Consider the following 16,883-nt stretch of genomic DNA (forward strand, 5'->3'; position numbering starts at 1 on the left):
CGGTAATGAAATGATGAAATTCAAGGTTTTTGCTCTTGCATTATGAGAGCTGATACTGAATAATCGCCCCATCGATTGAGGCAAGACCTCTCGAAAAGAATTATGGGGCTCTGGTCCTCTCGCAACAATAGCTCGTGAACTCGGTCAGGTCCGGAAGGAAGCAGCCGCAGCGTGTGACTTGTGTGCCGGGATGTGGCTGGGGTCCCACCCTTTGAAAGCCCTGCGTTATCGCAGGGCTTTTTTCGTTTTTGAGCCTTCTTTTATTTTGGCTACGCTTGGTGTTCAACGTCTTCTGATGATCAAGCTTCTTGAGGTTATTTAGGTATAATTTATAATCTCATCCGCTCGATACCGAACTTTCGTGAAGATTGTTTAGGGTACACTCGCCGAATAACCATTTTCACCTGGGATACTTTAATGATTTCAAAAAACCAATTAAAACTGCTTCGTGCTTTAGGTCAAAAGAAACAGCGTAAAGCGCATGGCTTATTCCTAGTTCAGGGTGAAAAGAACGTACTAGAGCTAGCAAGTAGTTCATTGAAGGTGAAGCAGGTTTTTGCAACAGCGGCATTTCTCGAACAAAATGCTGGTACGCTAAATCGTTTTGATTGTGTTGAAGCATCGCTTGATGAATTGACCAAAGCGAGCACGCTTGTGAGCAATAATGCGGCCATTGCTGTGGTTGAAATTCCGAGTGTAAAAGAGCCTCAAGCGAAAGGCTTGATGATTGCGCTAGATGGTGTATCCGACCCTGGTAATCTAGGTACGATTATTCGTGTTGCAGACTGGTATGGCATCAAGCACATTATTGCGAGTACAGATTGTGCTGATCCTTATAATCCTAAAACGATCAGTGCGACCATGGGCAGCTTTGGCCGCGTACAAGTGAGTTTGGTGGATTTGCCAAGTTACTTGGAACACGCCAAATTGCCAGTATATGGCGCGTTTTTGGAAGGAGAGAGCGTTCATAAAACGGATTTCGCTGCTGAAGGTATTTTGTTGATGGGCAGCGAATCTCATGGTGTGCGTGAAGCCGCAGCAAAATTCGTGACAGATAAGATCACGATTCCGGCGTTTGGCGGTGCCGAATCACTGAATGTCGCGATGGCGACTGGCATTATTTTAGACAACATGCGCCGCCAACATAGCTAACGCAACAATTACATAATAACAAAGCCAGTCAATTGACTGGCTTTGTTGTATTTTGCCTAGAAAAATCAGCCTGGCTGAATCTTGCGTTTAACGAAATACAGTGAATGTTGTTCGGTGAGTTAATTTTGTTTTAGTTCAATAGGCTGTGCCTATAAATAAAATTACTCCTTTCCATTTAGTAAAATCAGGAAATTAGGCGACACTTATCTAAAGGCCGCAATAAAATGCCCTTAAGGAGATAAGAATGCATTCATTAAAAGTAAAAGATTACATGACGTTGCAAGCGGTGACTTTCACGAAAGATATGTCACTTTCGGCAGCTTTAAACAAAGTAATGCAAAGTGTCACACTAGGTGGCCCTGTCATTGATGAAAATGAAAAAGTGGTTGGGTTTTTATCGGAGCAAGACTTATTAGATAAGTTGGTGAAAGCAAGTTATCACTGCCAAGATACACATACGGTACAAGAGTGTATGCATGATGATGTCTTATCTGTTTCTCCAGAAATGTCAGTAATTGAACTGGCTGACATGATGAAAGTTGGAAAGCCGAAAATGTATCCAGTGGTGGATGGCAAAGGTAAGTTGGTTGGTGTTATCACAAGAAGAGACGTGCTGCGTGCCATAGGAATGACATTAAATGAGTGTTTTAAGCATCCCGTTTAACCTCTCTGTTTAAACTTTACGGAATATTGCTTTTAAACTGGTTTGGAAAGACGCTTCGGCGTCTTTTTTATTTTCTATCGCCGAACTGTACAAATTTATCTTGACCTTGGAGCTTACTCTAAGGTTTATCCTTAGCAATAGGTAAATCACCGATACCAATAAGGAAAAAATTATGTGTACAAAACATCAAGGTTGCCAATCTAGCAAAATCAAAACTGCGGTGCCGCTTGGTGCAAGCGAGTCATGCTGTGCGCCAGTAAAATCTTCGCTCAATATCTCTCAGGCCAGTGTTGATGTTTCTGAAAGCTCTTGCTGTAGTGGAGGAGGCTGCAGCGTTGATACAGGCGAGGAAGACGATCCCACAAGGGAGAGTAATTCCTCCGTTCGGAACGCTTGGCTTGTGTCAGGTATGGATTGCCCATCTTGTGCGCAAAAGCTTGAGAAAGCCATTACGTCTTTACAAGGCGTCAGCCAAGCCAAGGTTTTGTTTGCAACAGAAAAACTGGTCGTCGATTTTGATGGTCTAGAGCTGATAGCTACGATAGAGCAGACAGCCCAAAAAACGGGTTTCCCGCTCTTTTCACTTGATGCTCCAAAACCAAGCACTACAAAGAAAGGCTGGCTTGGCGTCATAAGAGACAACATCCAAATTCTCTCGATTGCTGGTGCAATGGCTACTGCGGCAGTAATTTCTAAGATCGACCCTCAAATAAGCGCTTGGTTATTCACTTTGACGTGTTTACTTGGTTTATACCCAATCGCGCTCAAAGCATTTAAGTTGGCGCGTAGCGGTACGCCTTTTGCGATTGAAACGTTAATGAGTGTAGCGGCGCTCGGCGCTTTATATTTAGGTGAAACCGCCGAAGCCGCAATGGTGTTATTGCTTTTCCTTATTGGTGAAAAGTTAGAAGCATATGCATCATCTCGCGCGCGAAGCGGTGTCCAGGCGTTAATGGACTTAGTCCCAGAAAATTCAATTTTAATTATTGATGGTGAACGCAAAGAAGTACCAGCTGCGCAGCTTAAACCAGGGGATATCATAGAAGTCGCACCCGGAGGTCGTTTGCCTGCCGACGGTGTTTTGCAAGATGCGCTTGCGAGTTTTGACGAAAGTGCGTTAACGGGAGAATCTGTTCCCGTTGAACATCAAACCGGTGGCAAAGTGATGGCCGGGGCTGTGGTTGTCGATAAAGTGGTTCGTTTACAGGTGACTTCCCGTCAGGGCGAGAATGCGATAGATCGAATTCTTCATTTGATTGAAGAAGCAGAATCCCGTAAGGCACCATTAGAACGCTTTCTTGATAAATTTAGCCGTTGGTATACGCCACTAATGATGTTGGTGTCTCTGATGGTTATCGTTACGCCGCCATTACTATTTGCCCAACCGTGGGAAACGTGGATCTATCGAGGACTCGCCCTGCTGTTGATTGCTTGTCCATGTGCATTAGTCATTTCAACGCCTGCGGCGATCACTTCTGGCTTGGCGGCAGCGGCTAAGCGGGGCGCATTGATCAAAGGTGGAGCGGCGCTTGAGTTGCTTGGCAAGGTTGAGTCTGTCGCATTTGATAAAACTGGGACACTGACGCAAGGTAAACCAGAAGTGACCGACGTCTTTGCTTTTGATATGGATGAAGACAAGTTACTTAGCCTAACTGCGTCAATCGAGGTTGGTTCAAGTCATCCTCTAGCGGTTTCTTTAGTTACCAAAGTGCAAGAGCAGGGGCTTACTATTCCTGAAGCGTTGGATAAAACCGCGCAAGTAGGCTCTGGTGTCACTGGTTACGTCGATGGAAAAATGGTCCAAGTGGTCACGCCTTCAAAGGCAGACTTTCCACTTTCTCAAGAAGCCAAAGAGCAAGTGGTTACGTTGGAACAACAAGGTAAAACGGTTGTCATTGTTCGTTACGATGACGAGGTCATTGGCGTGATCGCATGGCAAGATACATTGCGCTCAGATGCCCAGCAAGCCATCGCAATGTTGAAGGAACTTGGGGTCACGTCGGTGATGCTAACGGGTGACAACCCGAGAAGTGCAGAAGCAATGGCAAATAGAATAGGCTTGGATTATAAAGCGAGTTTGTTACCTGCAGACAAGGTGCATTACGTCGAGAAACTATCACAACAACATACCGTTGCGATGGTGGGAGACGGTATCAATGATGCTCCAGCCATGAAAGCTTCGAGCATTGGTATTGCGATGGGAGGCGGTACGGATGTTGCGCTCGAGACTGCTGATGCGGCGTTAACACACAACCGGTTGATTGAGCTACCTGCCATGATAGAACTGTCGCGTGCGACGCTAAGTAACATTCGTCAGAATGTCGCGTTAGCGCTAGGTTTGAAAGGTGTATTCTTAGTGACAAGTTTACTTGGGGTTACTGGGTTGTGGGTTGCAGTATTAGCTGACAGTGGTGCAACAGCACTGGTGACATTGAATGCGTTGAGATTACTTCGTTTTGAGTCCAAACAGATCAAATAACTGACCTAACCAATGATCCCACTCATTAATAGCCCGAGGCATTCGTGTATCGGGCTTTTTTTAACCGTATTCACCTGATGCGATCAGACGTTTTTCTCGTCCTTGAAATCACGCATTGCTATGCAACAAAATGATCTAACGCCCCTTAAAGTGTGATCAATACCAGTTTTGTTTGAAATTTCATTTTCATTACATTTTGTCATTGTGATTGTGATCACCCTATGTTGGTGAAAGGTTCGCTACAGTGCATCTGTACCCAATAACTGATTAATGAGCTTATTGTTCATAAAATAAGCCACAATAAGGAGCGACTTATGTCTCAAGCTGTATTCCATTTAGGTGTTACTGAAGCTGATCTTAATGGTGCGACTCTAGCGATCATTCCTGGTGACCCAGCGCGTGTTCAAAAAATCGCAGAACAAATGGAAAATCCAGTATTTCTAGCAAGCCATCGTGAATACACGCTATACCGTGCAGAGTTAGACGGTAAACCTGTTGTGGTTTGTTCTACAGGTATTGGTGGTCCTTCTACCTCTATCGCAGTTGAGGAATTGGCACAGCTTGGTGTTCGTACTTTCCTACGTGTTGGTACAACGGGTGCAATTCAACCACATGTAAACGTGGGTGACATGATCGTAACGACGGGGTCAGTTCGTCTTGACGGTGCGAGCCTACACTTTGCTCCTATGGAATTCCCAGCAGTTGCTGACTTTGAAGTAGCAACCGCAATGAAAGCAGCAGTAGAAGAGTCTGGCGCTACAGTTCACATGGGTGTGACTGCATCAAGCGACACGTTCTACCCTGGTCAAGAACGTTACGATACGTTCTCTGGTCGTGTTGTTAAGCGTTTCCAAGGCTCTATGCAAGAATGGCAAGACATGGGCGTACTTAACTTCGAGATGGAGTCTGCAACACTGCTAACAATGTGTGCGAGCTCTGGTTTAAAAGCGGGTTGTGTGGCTGGTGTTATCATCAACCGTACACAAAAAGAGATTCCAGATCATTCAACTCTGAAAGAAACGGAAGCGCGTTCAATTAAAGTGGTTGTAGAAGCAGCGCGTAAAATGCTTTAAGCCGCTATAGTTGGCATTTAAACAAACAGAAAAAACCAGAGGCTAACCTCTGGTTTTTTTCTACTTATAGAAATGCGTACAGCTAAAATTTAGGTATAAAAAAAGCAGCATTAATGCTGCTTTTTATCGTTGTGAATTTTAGCTTTTCTTAATGGCACTATATCTCGTCTGAACCGCCCGCGTCTTTAAACCAAGCAGTTAAGTGCGTTCTTAAATCTTTAAGCTCATCAGGGCCAATCAGGGCTAGCCCTAAGTCTTCAGCACGAGTAATGTCATTGTGACGAAGAGGACGGAAGCTCACCAACATTGCGCGCGCTTGTAAGCCACCTAATAGATCGCGAAGCGATTCTAACTTATATAAAGTATCGTCGCCGTCATCTCTCATGCCTTTGGTTTTGCACTCGATGATGTGCAGCTTGTTGTTTACAACTGTTGCGACATCTAACTCATTGCGTACTTCACTTTCACCAAGTTTGCGATAAACCTGAACATTTAACGATCGATCTTGGATCGTCGGCATGGTGTCTTGGATTTGCTTCACGGTGCTGTGAACCAAAGTTTCTAACCACTCACCATTTGAAAAGCGTCGAGCATCTTCATCTGCAAACGTTAAAACGCCATTCTCATAGGTGGCGATTTCTGCTTCTACTAAATCTGAAAGCAACATGTTGAGCTCACGGTAGCCCTGCTGTTTTTCGGAGAGCTCGACATCAAGCTTTTGTTCTTTGCGGCATGTGGTTGCAAGGTAGTTAAGTGTTGCTAGACCTGGCCCAAGCTCAAGCGCATTTGAGGCCCATCGTTCACCAAGTTCATACAATTTTTTATCAAGAAGAGGTGGTAAATCAACGTGGTGAAACTCGCCGCGTGCACCAAAGATAGTGAGGTAATCTGCAATCGTAATGTGATCTTCGACTTGGGTATCTTCTTTGCCATCAGGGTATAACCAACAAAGCTTATCGCTACTAGGCTCTACCACAAAAATTGGCCAGCGATAGGTACGGAAAACTTCGTACACCGACAACAAGCGATGACGAAGACCACAGCTCGCGTTCAATTTTACATCTTCGCCGCGTTCATGGAGGTCTTTTGCCAGTTTTTGAATTGCTTGTTTGATCAGAGATGTATTAACAGCGGATGGAATTTCAAAAAATTCAGAAGTAATTTCTCGTTGATCTAAAACGGCACTCAGTCGGTCAAATATATCTAACTGGCTCTTGTCTCCGATGAAGACGATATGTGTGCTTAGCGTACGATTATCTAATAGAGGAGTGACCAATCTCACTGGGTCTTGGTCGATAATACCAACATGAACAGCCATAGATTTTCCTTTTTATGAGGCCGCTCGAAAAGAGTTGTGCAAGGGGATGAGCTGGCCTTATTAATCATATGTAGACATGGCCGACAAAAAACAAGGGCGACTTAACAAAAAGTCGCCCTTATACAGTTGATTGCACTAATTAATGCTCTTAGTTATAAAGTATTTATAACTTAAAGCGGTGGACCAATTCATTTTGCTGATGAGCCAAGTGGGTCAGTGATTCACTGGTTTGTGCGATACTCGACATGGCTTGGAAACTTTCATCGGCGATACTGTTGATATCTTCAATGCTGCGAGCAATGTCTGTTGATGTTTCACTTTGCTCTGCTGCTGCTTGTGAAATGTGCGTACTCATTTGGCTGATTTCGATGATTAGCGCCTGGATCTCTTCCATTGAGCTGTTCGCTTTTGATGCTTGCTCAACCGATATCTCCATATCGCTCATACAGCTTTGTATGACTTGGTTCGCCGATTGCGAGCTAGCTTGCAGATTACTGATCATGGATTCAATTTCAGTGGTTGATTGAGTCGTTCTTGATGCGAGCACTCGTACTTCATCTGCCACTACCGCGAAGCCGCGACCTTGTTCACCAGCGCGAGCCGCTTCAATTGCCGCGTTCAATGCCAGTAGGTTGGTTTGCTCCGCAATGTTGCGGATCACATCAAGGATAGACCCAATTTGACCACTCATCTTTTGTAGCTCAGAAACTGCGGAGACCGATTCGTTCAAACGTGTTTCTAGTTGATTAATGGTTGAGATGTTACTGCTCATAACATTTCTGCCTTCTTCAGAGGCAGATTCGACGCGTTGCACCATTTCTAGCGAGCCTTGCGCACTTTGCGCGACTTCCTGCACTGAATGAGACATTTCTGTCATCGCGGTAGCGACGTTTGCCGTTTGTTCGCGTTGAGAGCTCAATTTAATTTGTGCTTGCGAAGAGGTGCGTTCGTTGGTTGTCGCGGTTGACGATAGGTTTTCTGACGCTTCGTTGAGTTTCACCAAGATCTCGTGAAGGTTGTCGGCGAGTGAGTTAATGTGTCCACTCACACGGCTGAATTCGTTGTTATAGCGAATGTCGATACGCTGTGTCATATCACCTTCAGTCAGGCTTTCTAACACTTTTAGAATACGAGTCAACGGTTCGCGAACGCTTTGAGCGATGTGGTAGCCAATCGCTGTCGCGAGTAAAACGACAATAACGCCAATGATGATGGCTTTCGTTACACCCGCCGAATATATGTCACCTGCGTCTGCCAATGATTCATTGAGCTTATCTGTTGCGGTTGTCGTGAATTGCTCAAGAATCGCCATGGTTGAATCCACTTTATTTGCTAGGTTGGCGATATTGTTATACAAAGCGGCGCGAGCATTGAGGTAATTATTATGTTGGTCTAGCACACCGCCACGCATACCAACGTCACGAGTAAATTGCTCTACAGATTCGCCAAAAGCTTTTTCTAGCTCAGGAAGCTGAGTCACCAACCCGCGGAATGCGTAATTCAAGTGCGTTACTGCTTTGCGGTTTTTAGCTACGGCTTGCGTAACAAACTCAGGGTTGGAACTGGCGAGGGCATCAGAGGTAATTACTTCGGCATCTTTTAACTTGATAAAGTAGCTCTTTGCCATGACTTTGACAGAAATGCTGGTTTGATCTGCCACATATTCTTTAAGACCAACCGAAAGTTCGGTATTCAGTTTTTGGAAGCGGCGTGAGGATTTTTGCACTTCTTCTTGAGCCGCAAACATTGCTTCGTAGTTGTCCATGGCCTCTAGAGCTTCTGTAAAATAGCTCTGCTCTAACGTTTTTAACTGTGAAAACGGTTCGGCAAGAGAAGGGTAGATTTGGCTTGCGGTTTTCAGTTGAGCCAATGTGGATTCGAAGCGCTGTTGAGATCTAGCAAATTCCTGACGCATTTCATCCATGCGTTGTTTATTCTCTGTCGTCAGGAAGTCTTTAAATGATTTGTCGGCAGAAAGCAGCTCAACACTGGTTTGATTAGATAACGATACCAACGGTAGGGATGATTTAGAAACCGTGCCAAATTTTCCGTGAATATCACTCATTCCTCCCATCATAATGGCAATTGTGACGGCAAATAGGATGATGATCAGTGCAAAGCCGGCATACATCCTTTTAATAACTGAACCTCGCATAAGTGAGCTTCCTCTCCCAAAAATAGACAAGCTACCCAAGTATTTTTGAATTTACTTGGGTATAAAAATAATAATTGTCTTAAAAAAGTAACAAAATTCATTGGATTGTATTCAGTTTGTGATGCGCATTTTATGACGCACACGACAAAAAAAGCTTCGTTAATTAGCATTTGATTAATAATGTTAAGTGAACACTGTTTTTATTGAGCTCCGCTTTTGGTTGGCGCATACTAATTGGGGTCTAATTACGTTTATAAAATGGAGTCCTCATGGCGGAAGAAACGATCTTTAGTAAAATTATTCGCAAGGAAATCCCTGCCGATATCCTTTATCAAGATGATTTGGTGACTGCGTTTCGCGACATTAACCCTCGCACACCAAGCCATATTCTCATTATTCCGAATAAACTGATCCCAACAACGAATGATGTAGAAGCTGAAGATGAAGCAATGATGGGGCGTTTGTTCACTGTTGCTAGAAAGTTAGCGAAAGAAGAAGGTATTGCTGAAGACGGCTATCGCCTAATCGTTAATTGTAATCCACATGGTGGCCAAGAGGTTTACCATATTCACATGCACCTACTAGGCGGCCGCCCTCTAGGTCCAATGGTATTGAGCTAAGCTTTTAAAAGTGGGTGGCGATTCACCCACTTCTTTTTCCTGTCGAATGACACATTTGTGGAGATAAATGTGAAACTAGGTGTAAAGCTGTTAGGGCTGATGAGCTGGGCTTTAATGGCCTCTGGCTGTGCGAATTTATCTGCGGGCAATCTGTTTAGCCATTACAGCAACCAGAATCAAGAAGTTTATCAAGCCGTTGTTGCAGGGGAATATGCCAAAGCAAAACAACTTCAATCAAGTGAAGTGGGTGGCGAGATACTTGGCAATTTTGAAAAAGGTCGTATCTCTTTTCTTGCTGAAGATTACCCAACAAGTTTAAATGCGCTAGAAAGCAGCGATCGTGCTGTACGTGTTCAACAAGATCGTGCGACGATATCTGTGTCAGACACGGCAACGAGCGTCGGCTCTCTCGCAGTGAACGACAATCTCCAAGACTATCATCCCGCCGATTACGAACTTGGCTTTTTGCACCTGTATCTAGGACTAAATTACTTACAGAAAAACGATTTAGAAGGGGCACTAGTTGAAGTGCGTCGAGCTAATCAAGTTCAGGAAGCAGCAAGAAAGGCGCGTGAAAAAGAGCTAAAAGCAGCAGAGAAAGACCTTAACAAGCAAGGCATGTCTGCCAATTTAGGCAGTGTGTTAGCGAACTACCCTGATGCTGGTAAAAAACTAAGCGCGGTACAAAATGGTTATCTGTTCTATCTTTCTGGCTTGTTATATGAAGCGTCGCGAGACTTAAACAGTGCTTATGTTGATTACCGACGAGCACTCGCTGTAATGCCAGACAACAAGCAAGTTGTGGAAAGCACCTTATACGCTGCTAAGAAGCTGGGCATGCGTGAAGACTTGCGCATGCTAGAGAAGCGGTATGGCAAAGCACCTTCTGGATTAACTCAGTCACAAGGGCGAGTCATCGTTATTGATGAGCAGGGTGTTGTTGAGGCGATGAAAGGGTGGCGTATTGATTTACCGATTTACGACAGTCGCGATAATGGCGCGATTTATTCGTTGGCGCTTCCTTATTATCAGAACCGAGGTGCTCAACGTTTTAGCGATGTTGTTTTAAATGGTCAGGTATTGCCTTCCAGTACGCTGACTGATGTTAATGCGATGGCGCAAAACGATCTTAATGAACGTCTTACTACAATAGTGATCCGTCAAGCTCTTCGTGTTTGGGCAAAAGATCGAATCCGAAAAGAGGCGGCGAAAAAAGGCGATGATGTGGGCAACATACTTTTCAATGTATGGAACACATTGACCGAACAGCCAGATACAAGAAGTTGGCAAACATTGCCAGCGCAAGTGAAAACGGCTTCAAAAATCGTGAAACCGGGAACACAAAGTTTAAACTTGGGTGATCAAACCTATCAGTTTGAAGTGCCTGCACAGCAGACTACATTGGTATGGGTATCTCGTCAGGGAGCACACTCAACCGTGTGGCATAAACAGCTAGGGAGACTGTAATGAAAGCATGGCTTGCTTGTTTAGCAATGGCTATTGGTTTAGTTGGATGCGCCGAAAACACGGCTGGTATTCGAATTGATGGCCAAACGCAAAAAGTATTTTTTAATGATAACGTTTTAGGTAGTCGCTTATTAGTTGACAACATCACCACCACTTACGTTGATGATCGCCCACGAGGAGTCGTGCAGCTGAGTAGCAATTACAAAGGTGATCAGCACATTCTTTACCGATTTTATTGGTATGACAACAATGGTTTAGAAGTGAATACCAAACCTGGTCCGTGGCGAAAAATGATTGTGCGAGGATTTGAGCAAGTCACGTTATCTGAAGTTACTGTGAATCCAAATGGCACAAAATTCCGTGTGCAAATTAGAGAAGCACAAGACGATTAATCTTAACGGCTCTGCCGAAGCTGCCGCGCTAACGATGCGCTGGTATTGAAAAACTAAGGAACTCTCATGAAAAAAAGTATTATTGCTCTTTTAGGTCTTGCCGTCATTTTAGGTGGCTGTTCTAACAAAGTCTCTTACGGCGATGCGCAAGCAACAGAAACCACGACTATCGATTTTGGCTCAACAGATTTACAAAAAATCGCGGCTGAAATGGTGGATAGCATGATGATGTCGGGCTCTGTAGCAGCAATTACTCGTGACCAACGTCCTATCGTTTTTGTTGAGCGAATTAAGAACAAAACCAGTGAACATATTGACACTGAATCCATTACTGACACGATCTCTACTAAGATGTTGAACTCAGGTAAGTTCCGCTTTGTTGATATGGATCGTGTTGAGTCTGTGCGTGAACAACTTAACTTCCAAAACACGGATGAGCTTGTTAACCAAAGCACAGCGATCCAATTTGGTAAAATGGTTGGTGCTCAATACATGCTTTACGGCAACCTATCTAGCATTGTGAAAAATGCAGGTAGCGATAAAGATGTATACTACAAGATGACCATGCGCCTAATGGACCTAGAAACAGGTTTGATTGAGTGGGCGGATGAAACTGAAATTCGTAAAGCGCAATCTAAGAGCCTATTCGGTCTTTAATCGAACAGGGTGGAGAAGTCATCAATGGCATGGTTTTCTTGGCAACAAGCAAAACAGTTAGATCCGAGTCTTAACGCTCTCGATGGCTTCTTTACGGAGCCTCCGGTAAAAGTACAAACTGTTACCGGGGGGCTAACCAACCGCTGTTGGCGGTTGGAATCTTCTCAAGGCCTTGCATACATCTGGCGACCGACCAGTCATGTCTGCAAGGCTTTTTCAATTTCTCGTCACAGTGAATATCAAGTGCTGAATGCAGTCTCTTCATTGGAAATTGGCCCCAAGCCAGTTTTTATTCATGAGCAAGGGTTGCTGGTGGAATGGATAGAAGGAGAGGCACTGACGGAGTCAGGCTTAGCACTAAGCGATTTATTATCCATTGCGGCGAAGATTCATCAATATCCGATAAGCGCAATTCCTTTGGTTCCATTTTCATATATTTCTCGCATCGATCATTATTGGCTTGAGCTTGATGGTCAGTATGTGGGTACGGAGTTTGAGGCTTTGTACATGAAGTGGCGCACGGAACCGAACGTTGAACCTGTTCCACTTGCCCTATGTCACTTCGATCTGGGGTGTTATAACCTAGTGCGAGGAGAGAATGGGGTGAAAGTCATTGATTGGGAGTATGCCGGGATTGCTGACCCTAGGCTTGATTTGACCTTAACTATTCAGGTCGCGAATTCGCCTGTGGAAGAAGCGGTAAAGCAGTATTGCCAAATTCGAGGTATCGAAGATGTGTCTCTTTGGCTGAGAGGTGTACATGCTTGGCAACCAAGAACCTTGGTGATGGCGATGCTCTGGTATCTACTTGCCTATAAATTGTGGGGAAATGAACAATACTTAAACAGTGCGTATGAGTTGAAAGGCTCATTGTGTATGGAAGATCACTGTTTTGAGAACTCGTGATATTTTCCCCTTTAACAGTAAGGAAATAGTGGTAGTTTTAATAAAAGTACCAGATACACACAGGGAGAGGTACAGATGATTATTTACTTACACGGCTTTGACAGCACAAGCCCGGGTAACCACGAAAAAGTTCTTCAACTGCAATTTATCGACGACGACGTTCGTTTTATCAATTACAGCACCCTTCACCCAAAGCACGACATGCAACACTTGTTAAAAGAAGTGTCTAAAGTTATCGATCAATCTGATGACCCAAACCCGTTAATCTGTGGGGTAGGTTTAGGTGGTTACTGGTCTGAGCGAATTGGTTTTCTATGTGGTATCAAGCAAGTGATGTTCAACCCGAACTTGCACCCAGAAAAAACGATGGCTGGTCGAATCGATCGCCCAGAAGAGTACGAAGATATCGCAACAAAATGTGTTGATCAGTTCCGAGCGAAAAATCAAGCGCACTGCTTAGTGATTCTCTCTAAAGATGATGAAGTGCATGACAATTCGAAAACGGCAGCTGAGTTAGAAAAACACTATCAAATCATTTGGGATGAAACTCAGTCTCATAAGTTCAAAAAAATCTCTCATCATTTACAAGCGATAAAGGCATTTAAAAATACTTACTAATGTTGAGTGTAGACAGTAAAGCGGCGTTTTTATTGGCTGCTTTGCTGCGATTCCTTCTCTTGAGTATGCCGAGCCACTGTCTCTTTGAAAGGCACATTTTCTTGGTTTAACGCTTTGAATATTGTGTTCTCCTTACCGTTTTCTTACTTCCCTCCTATGTAGCACGAACACCTTGTTGTAGAGTAGTCGAAAAGTAGTCAATCCGTACTCGTTACACGGATTTTGGTTGCCTTCAAAGTTGGTCTCTATATAATGAACCGGACTAAAATAATTTGATAAATATCAAAAAAAATTGAGAGCGAGTAATAAACTTGCCCAAAAACTTCTGGCGTCGTATGCGTACCAGATAAACATGCCAAACCCTGACAAGTCATTGATAGATAAAGAATCAAAGTGGGTGGTAGTTTTTTAATCCAAGTAATTGAGACACCTCTAAGAACCAAGAATTCATCGGTTGGATGGATGCCACAAATGTTTGTGAGTCACGCATCGAGCTGAACCCCATATATTCATTTTTGTAGAGGAAAATCATTGTGACACGCATTATCGTTGTAGGCGGCGGTGCAGGTGGTCTTGAGTTGGCAACTAAGCTTGGTCGAACTCTAGGTCGCAAAAACCGTGCGCGAATTACGCTAGTCGATCGAAAAGCGAGCCACTTGTGGAAGCCATTATTGCATGAGGTTGCTACAGGTTCTTTGGACGAAGGAGTAGATGCACTGAGCTATCGAGCTCATGCAAAAAACCACAGCTTCGACTTCCAAATGGGTAGTCTTCAAGACATCGACCGTGAACGTAAAGTGATCATCTTAAGTGAGCTTAAAGACGAACACGGTGAACTTCTTATGCCAAGCCGTGAGCTAGAATACGACATTCTAGTGATGGCGATTGGCTCGACATCAAACGACTTCAACACGCCTGGCGTTCGTGAAAACTGTATTTTCCTAGACAGCCCTGAGCAAGCACACCGTTTCCGTACAGAAATGAACAACGAGTTCCTAAAGCTGCACGCGAAAAACGGTAACGGTACGGTCGATATTGCGATTGTTGGTGCTGGTGCAACTGGCGTTGAACTATCAGCTGAGTTACATAATGCTGTTAAAGAGCTGCGCACTTATGGCTTCGGTGATCTTGATTCTAGCAAGTTGAACGTCAATCTGATTGAAGCAGGTGAGCGTATTTTACCAGCGTTACCTCCACGTATTTCTTCTGCTGCTCATCAAGAGTTGGTGAAGTTGGGCGTAAACGTGCGCACCGCCACTATGGTGACTAAAGCTGAAAAAGATGGCCTTACTACAAAAGATGGTGAGAAGATCCCAGCTCAAATCATGGTTTGGGCTGCGGGTATCAAAGCTCCAGACTTTATTAAAGATATCGCTGGCTTAGAAACGAACCGTATCAATCAGCTTGTAGTGAAAAACACACTACAGACAACACGAGATGATGACATCTTTGTTATTGGTGACTTAGCACAATGCACCCAGTCTGACGGTTCGTTCGTGCCGCCACGCGCTCAAGCTGCACACCAAATGGCAAGCCAGGCATTTAGTAACATCGTCGCGAAGATCAACGGGCGCGAGTTGAAAGACTACGTATATAAAGATCACGGTTCATTAGTGTCTCTAAGTCGCTTCTCAACCGTTGGTAGTCTGATGGGGAACCTAACTAAAGGGTCGATGATGGTAGAAGGTCGTATTGCTCGTGTCGTTTACATCTCATTGTATCGCATGCACCTAATGGCGTTGCACGGTGTATTCAAAACCGGTCTGATGATGCTCGTCGGCCGCATTAATCGCGTGCTGCGTCCAAACCTTAAGCTGCACTAAGGTTTTAAATCCACTCTGTGTGGATGTGTTGTATCTTAAAAAATGCAGAAGCCACCGCAAGTCGGTGGCTTTTTGTTTATGTTAGATCTGTCGGTAAAAGTGAGTACACAACGCCATCTTTAGGCTTACCATGAAAAATAAACCGGTTTCTGGCGATGGCTTCTTTTTGTGCACCGACGGACTCAATTAAGGCTTGGCTAGCTTCGTTGTCGGGGTCACAAACAATTTCTAGTCGAGTTAAACTTAGCTTTGCGAAGCAGAATTCTGCTAAGGCTTTAACGGCTTCTTGGGCATAGCCTTGCCGTTGATAGCGGTCGGCAACCCAGTAACCAATACTCGCCATATTAAACGTATGATATAACTCATTAACCGCTGCCATTCCAACCAAAGTGTTACTTTGCCGCTCATAGATACCGAAACCAAAAGCCTCAGTTTTGACCCAGTTAAGACGGGTTGCCAACAGAAAGTCCTGCGCGGTTTTCAATGTGACGTTTTTATCACACCAGTCAAGCCATTGGTGCAGCGAAGGGGATTCTGCAAGTAATCGTTGTAGTGAATGTGCTTCTTCAGCAGGGATGAGCTTGAGCGCTAAGCGGGGCGCAATGATTTCAAAGTCTGGACTCATGAACTAATACGACTTCCATGTTGAGTGTAAGTAAATTGAAAGCTGTCTATTTATACTTGAACGCAGCTATTTTCCTTGCTCTGCGTTGGTTAGGAATAACTGAGGTATAGCAGATAAAAACAAAGCGCAGCTTTGCTGCGCTTTGTCGAACCGCTCGTGCTTATCGAACCCGACGAACTTGAATGATCATACCCATCAACGGGTTATCTAGGTAATGAGTCTCGCTGCTACGCATACGACGTTTTTGATCCATTCGATAACTCTTCAGGAATTTCTCTTCGGTTACTGTCGGCGATATTTCTGCCAAGTTACCGACTTGGACGTTACCGTCTACTTCACCTAAGTCATCCGCCAATTGCTCAGTTGAGGTTGGTTCAAAACGCACCTCTCTAACACTTGGTTCGCGCAGATCTAGTGTTGTTTCGGCGAAGAGGTAATGCTGTACGTATATTTGGAATCGACCATCTAGTTCATATAAAGGACCATTGACCGTCTCTTCACTGTAACCGTCGCTGGAAAATGTTTGATTACTATTGCCATTGATTGGGCGGCCATCTGCTTGATAAGAATCAGAGAAATCTCGACCGCCAACGATGCGGAAAATTGGGGCGCTAGATTTACCTCGGTCACCTTGACGCCAGGCTACGTGTTTAAGCACTTTAAAGCCGGCATGATTATTTAGTGCCGCTTCTTGCGCGTTGAGACGGAAAGAAGAACTTGGCAAAAGTGTCACGCCTTTAGAGCGGCGGTAGGATTCACTCTCTAGGCTACCGACATTTTCCATATCGATTTTTGGCAGTTGATTCGGCCAAGATTCTGTTGTGCTTTCAGCGTCGACTGCTCGCTTGAAAATGATCACTTCAATATCAAATTGGCGCTGTGCCCAAGAGGGCATTGAGACACATAGAAGCAATAACGGGATCAGTATTCTCAT

General features: G+C 44.4%; 15 protein-coding genes and 1 other RNA gene. 12 read left to right on the top strand and 4 right to left on the bottom strand.

Going from position 1 to position 16,883, the window contains the following annotated elements:
- Nucleotides 1-108 precede the first annotated feature (108 nt).
- The 5 genes from ffs (at nt 109) to udp (ending at nt 5,368) form a co-directional block, all read left to right on the top strand.
- Nucleotides 109-205: signal recognition particle sRNA small type (gene ffs, locus MTF70_RS09705), an RNA gene on the top strand.
- Between the two features lie 212 nt (nt 206-417).
- Nucleotides 418-1,152 (top strand): RNA methyltransferase, encoded by a 735-nt coding sequence (locus MTF70_RS09710; protein ID WP_005378485.1) that lies wholly within the window; start codon nt 418-420, stop codon nt 1,150-1,152.
- A gap of 244 nt (nt 1,153-1,396) precedes the next feature.
- Nucleotides 1,397-1,816: a CBS domain-containing protein gene (locus tag MTF70_RS09715; RefSeq protein WP_005378483.1), complete on the top strand. Its 420-nt coding sequence runs from the start codon at nt 1,397-1,399 to the stop codon at nt 1,814-1,816.
- A 172-nt stretch (nt 1,817-1,988) separates the two neighbouring features.
- The gene (locus MTF70_RS09720) at nt 1,989-4,295 is read left to right on the top strand and encodes a zinc/cadmium/mercury/lead-transporting ATPase (protein WP_025766942.1); all 2,307 of its coding nucleotides are present in this window, start codon (nt 1,989-1,991) and stop codon (nt 4,293-4,295) included.
- A gap of 314 nt (nt 4,296-4,609) precedes the next feature.
- Nucleotides 4,610-5,368 carry a uridine phosphorylase gene (udp, locus tag MTF70_RS09725; RefSeq protein WP_005378479.1) on the top strand — a complete coding sequence of 253 codons (759 nt, stop codon included), beginning with the start codon at nt 4,610-4,612 and terminating at the stop codon, nt 5,366-5,368.
- Between the two features lie 157 nt (nt 5,369-5,525).
- Here the strand turns inward: udp and MTF70_RS09730 are convergent, their stop codons facing one another.
- Together MTF70_RS09730 and MTF70_RS09735 are read right to left on the bottom strand one after the other, a co-directional pair.
- On the bottom strand, nt 5,526-6,686 hold the full coding sequence (locus MTF70_RS09730) for a DUF1887 family protein (protein WP_005378476.1): 1,161 nt from the start codon (nt 6,684-6,686) through the stop codon (nt 5,526-5,528).
- A gap of 163 nt (nt 6,687-6,849) precedes the next feature.
- Nucleotides 6,850-8,841 carry a methyl-accepting chemotaxis protein gene (locus MTF70_RS09735; protein WP_025766941.1) on the bottom strand — a complete coding sequence of 664 codons (1,992 nt, stop codon included), beginning with the start codon at nt 8,839-8,841 and terminating at the stop codon, nt 6,850-6,852.
- 269 nt (nt 8,842-9,110) lie between these two features.
- Between MTF70_RS09735 and hinT the strand changes: the two genes are divergently transcribed.
- The 7 genes from hinT (at nt 9,111) to MTF70_RS09770 (ending at nt 15,324) form a co-directional block, all read left to right on the top strand.
- Complete coding sequence (hinT, locus tag MTF70_RS09740; RefSeq protein WP_005378473.1) at nt 9,111-9,461, top strand: purine nucleoside phosphoramidase; 351 nt, start codon at nt 9,111-9,113, stop codon at nt 9,459-9,461.
- A 69-nt stretch (nt 9,462-9,530) separates the two neighbouring features.
- Nucleotides 9,531-10,928, top strand: a complete 1,398-nt coding sequence (locus tag MTF70_RS09745) for a hypothetical protein (protein WP_025766940.1) — start codon at nt 9,531-9,533, stop codon at nt 10,926-10,928.
- Entirely contained in the window at nt 10,928-11,320 is a 393-nt protein-coding gene (locus MTF70_RS09750) for a YcfL family protein (protein ID WP_025766939.1), read from the top strand. Before MTF70_RS09745 ends, MTF70_RS09750 begins: the two co-directional genes overlap by 1 nt.
- Before the next feature lie 66 nt (nt 11,321-11,386).
- Nucleotides 11,387-11,977: a penicillin-binding protein activator LpoB gene (lpoB, locus tag MTF70_RS09755; RefSeq protein ID WP_005378467.1), complete on the top strand. Its 591-nt coding sequence runs from the start codon at nt 11,387-11,389 to the stop codon at nt 11,975-11,977.
- A gap of 24 nt (nt 11,978-12,001) precedes the next feature.
- The gene (gene thiK, locus MTF70_RS09760) at nt 12,002-12,883 is read left to right on the top strand and encodes a thiamine kinase (RefSeq protein ID WP_205460877.1); all 882 of its coding nucleotides are present in this window, start codon (nt 12,002-12,004) and stop codon (nt 12,881-12,883) included.
- A gap of 75 nt (nt 12,884-12,958) precedes the next feature.
- Nucleotides 12,959-13,501: an alpha/beta hydrolase YcfP gene (gene ycfP / locus MTF70_RS09765; RefSeq protein ID WP_005378464.1), complete on the top strand. Its 543-nt coding sequence runs from the start codon at nt 12,959-12,961 to the stop codon at nt 13,499-13,501.
- Between the two features lie 533 nt (nt 13,502-14,034).
- Nucleotides 14,035-15,324 (top strand): NAD(P)/FAD-dependent oxidoreductase, encoded by a 1,290-nt coding sequence (locus MTF70_RS09770; protein ID WP_025766937.1) that lies wholly within the window; start codon nt 14,035-14,037, stop codon nt 15,322-15,324.
- Between the two features lie 76 nt (nt 15,325-15,400).
- On the opposite strand, the gene MTF70_RS09775 is transcribed toward MTF70_RS09770, so the two are convergent.
- Both MTF70_RS09775 and MTF70_RS09780 read right to left on the bottom strand, forming a co-directional pair.
- Nucleotides 15,401-15,949, bottom strand: a complete 549-nt coding sequence (locus MTF70_RS09775; RefSeq protein ID WP_025766936.1) for a GNAT family protein — start codon at nt 15,947-15,949, stop codon at nt 15,401-15,403.
- A 160-nt stretch (nt 15,950-16,109) separates the two neighbouring features.
- Nucleotides 16,110-16,883 carry a peptidoglycan binding protein CsiV gene (locus MTF70_RS09780; protein WP_005387825.1) on the bottom strand — a complete coding sequence of 258 codons (774 nt, stop codon included), beginning with the start codon at nt 16,881-16,883 and terminating at the stop codon, nt 16,110-16,112.

Origin of the sequence: Vibrio sp. 2CM40D (assembly GCF_023161825.1) — a bacterium.
Taxonomy (GTDB): domain Bacteria; phylum Pseudomonadota; class Gammaproteobacteria; order Enterobacterales; family Vibrionaceae; genus Vibrio; species Vibrio alginolyticus.

Excerpts from the sequence above, each read along its gene's own strand:
- MTF70_RS09710 (WP_005378485.1), top strand. The coding sequence starts at position 418 with ATGATTTCAAAAAACCAATTAAAACTGCTTCGTGCTTTAGGTCAAAAG.
- thiK (WP_205460877.1), top strand. The coding sequence starts at position 12,002 with ATGGCATGGTTTTCTTGGCAACAAGCAAAACAGTTAGATCCGAGTCTT.
- lpoB (WP_005378467.1), top strand. The coding sequence starts at position 11,387 with ATGAAAAAAAGTATTATTGCTCTTTTAGGTCTTGCCGTCATTTTAGGT.
- ycfP (WP_005378464.1), top strand. The coding sequence starts at position 12,959 with ATGATTATTTACTTACACGGCTTTGACAGCACAAGCCCGGGTAACCAC.
- MTF70_RS09720 (WP_025766942.1), top strand. The coding sequence starts at position 1,989 with ATGTGTACAAAACATCAAGGTTGCCAATCTAGCAAAATCAAAACTGCG.
- MTF70_RS09735 (WP_025766941.1), bottom strand. The coding sequence starts at position 8,841 with ATGCGAGGTTCAGTTATTAAAAGGATGTATGCCGGCTTTGCACTGATC.
- MTF70_RS09730 (WP_005378476.1), bottom strand. The coding sequence starts at position 6,686 with ATGGCTGTTCATGTTGGTATTATCGACCAAGACCCAGTGAGATTGGTC.
- MTF70_RS09750 (WP_025766939.1), top strand. The coding sequence starts at position 10,928 with ATGAAAGCATGGCTTGCTTGTTTAGCAATGGCTATTGGTTTAGTTGGA.
- MTF70_RS09775 (WP_025766936.1), bottom strand. The coding sequence starts at position 15,949 with ATGAGTCCAGACTTTGAAATCATTGCGCCCCGCTTAGCGCTCAAGCTC.
- MTF70_RS09780 (WP_005387825.1), bottom strand. The coding sequence starts at position 16,883 with ATGAGAATACTGATCCCGTTATTGCTTCTATGTGTCTCAATGCCCTCT.
- MTF70_RS09715 (WP_005378483.1), top strand. The coding sequence starts at position 1,397 with ATGCATTCATTAAAAGTAAAAGATTACATGACGTTGCAAGCGGTGACT.
- hinT (WP_005378473.1), top strand. The coding sequence starts at position 9,111 with ATGGCGGAAGAAACGATCTTTAGTAAAATTATTCGCAAGGAAATCCCT.
- udp (WP_005378479.1), top strand. The coding sequence starts at position 4,610 with ATGTCTCAAGCTGTATTCCATTTAGGTGTTACTGAAGCTGATCTTAAT.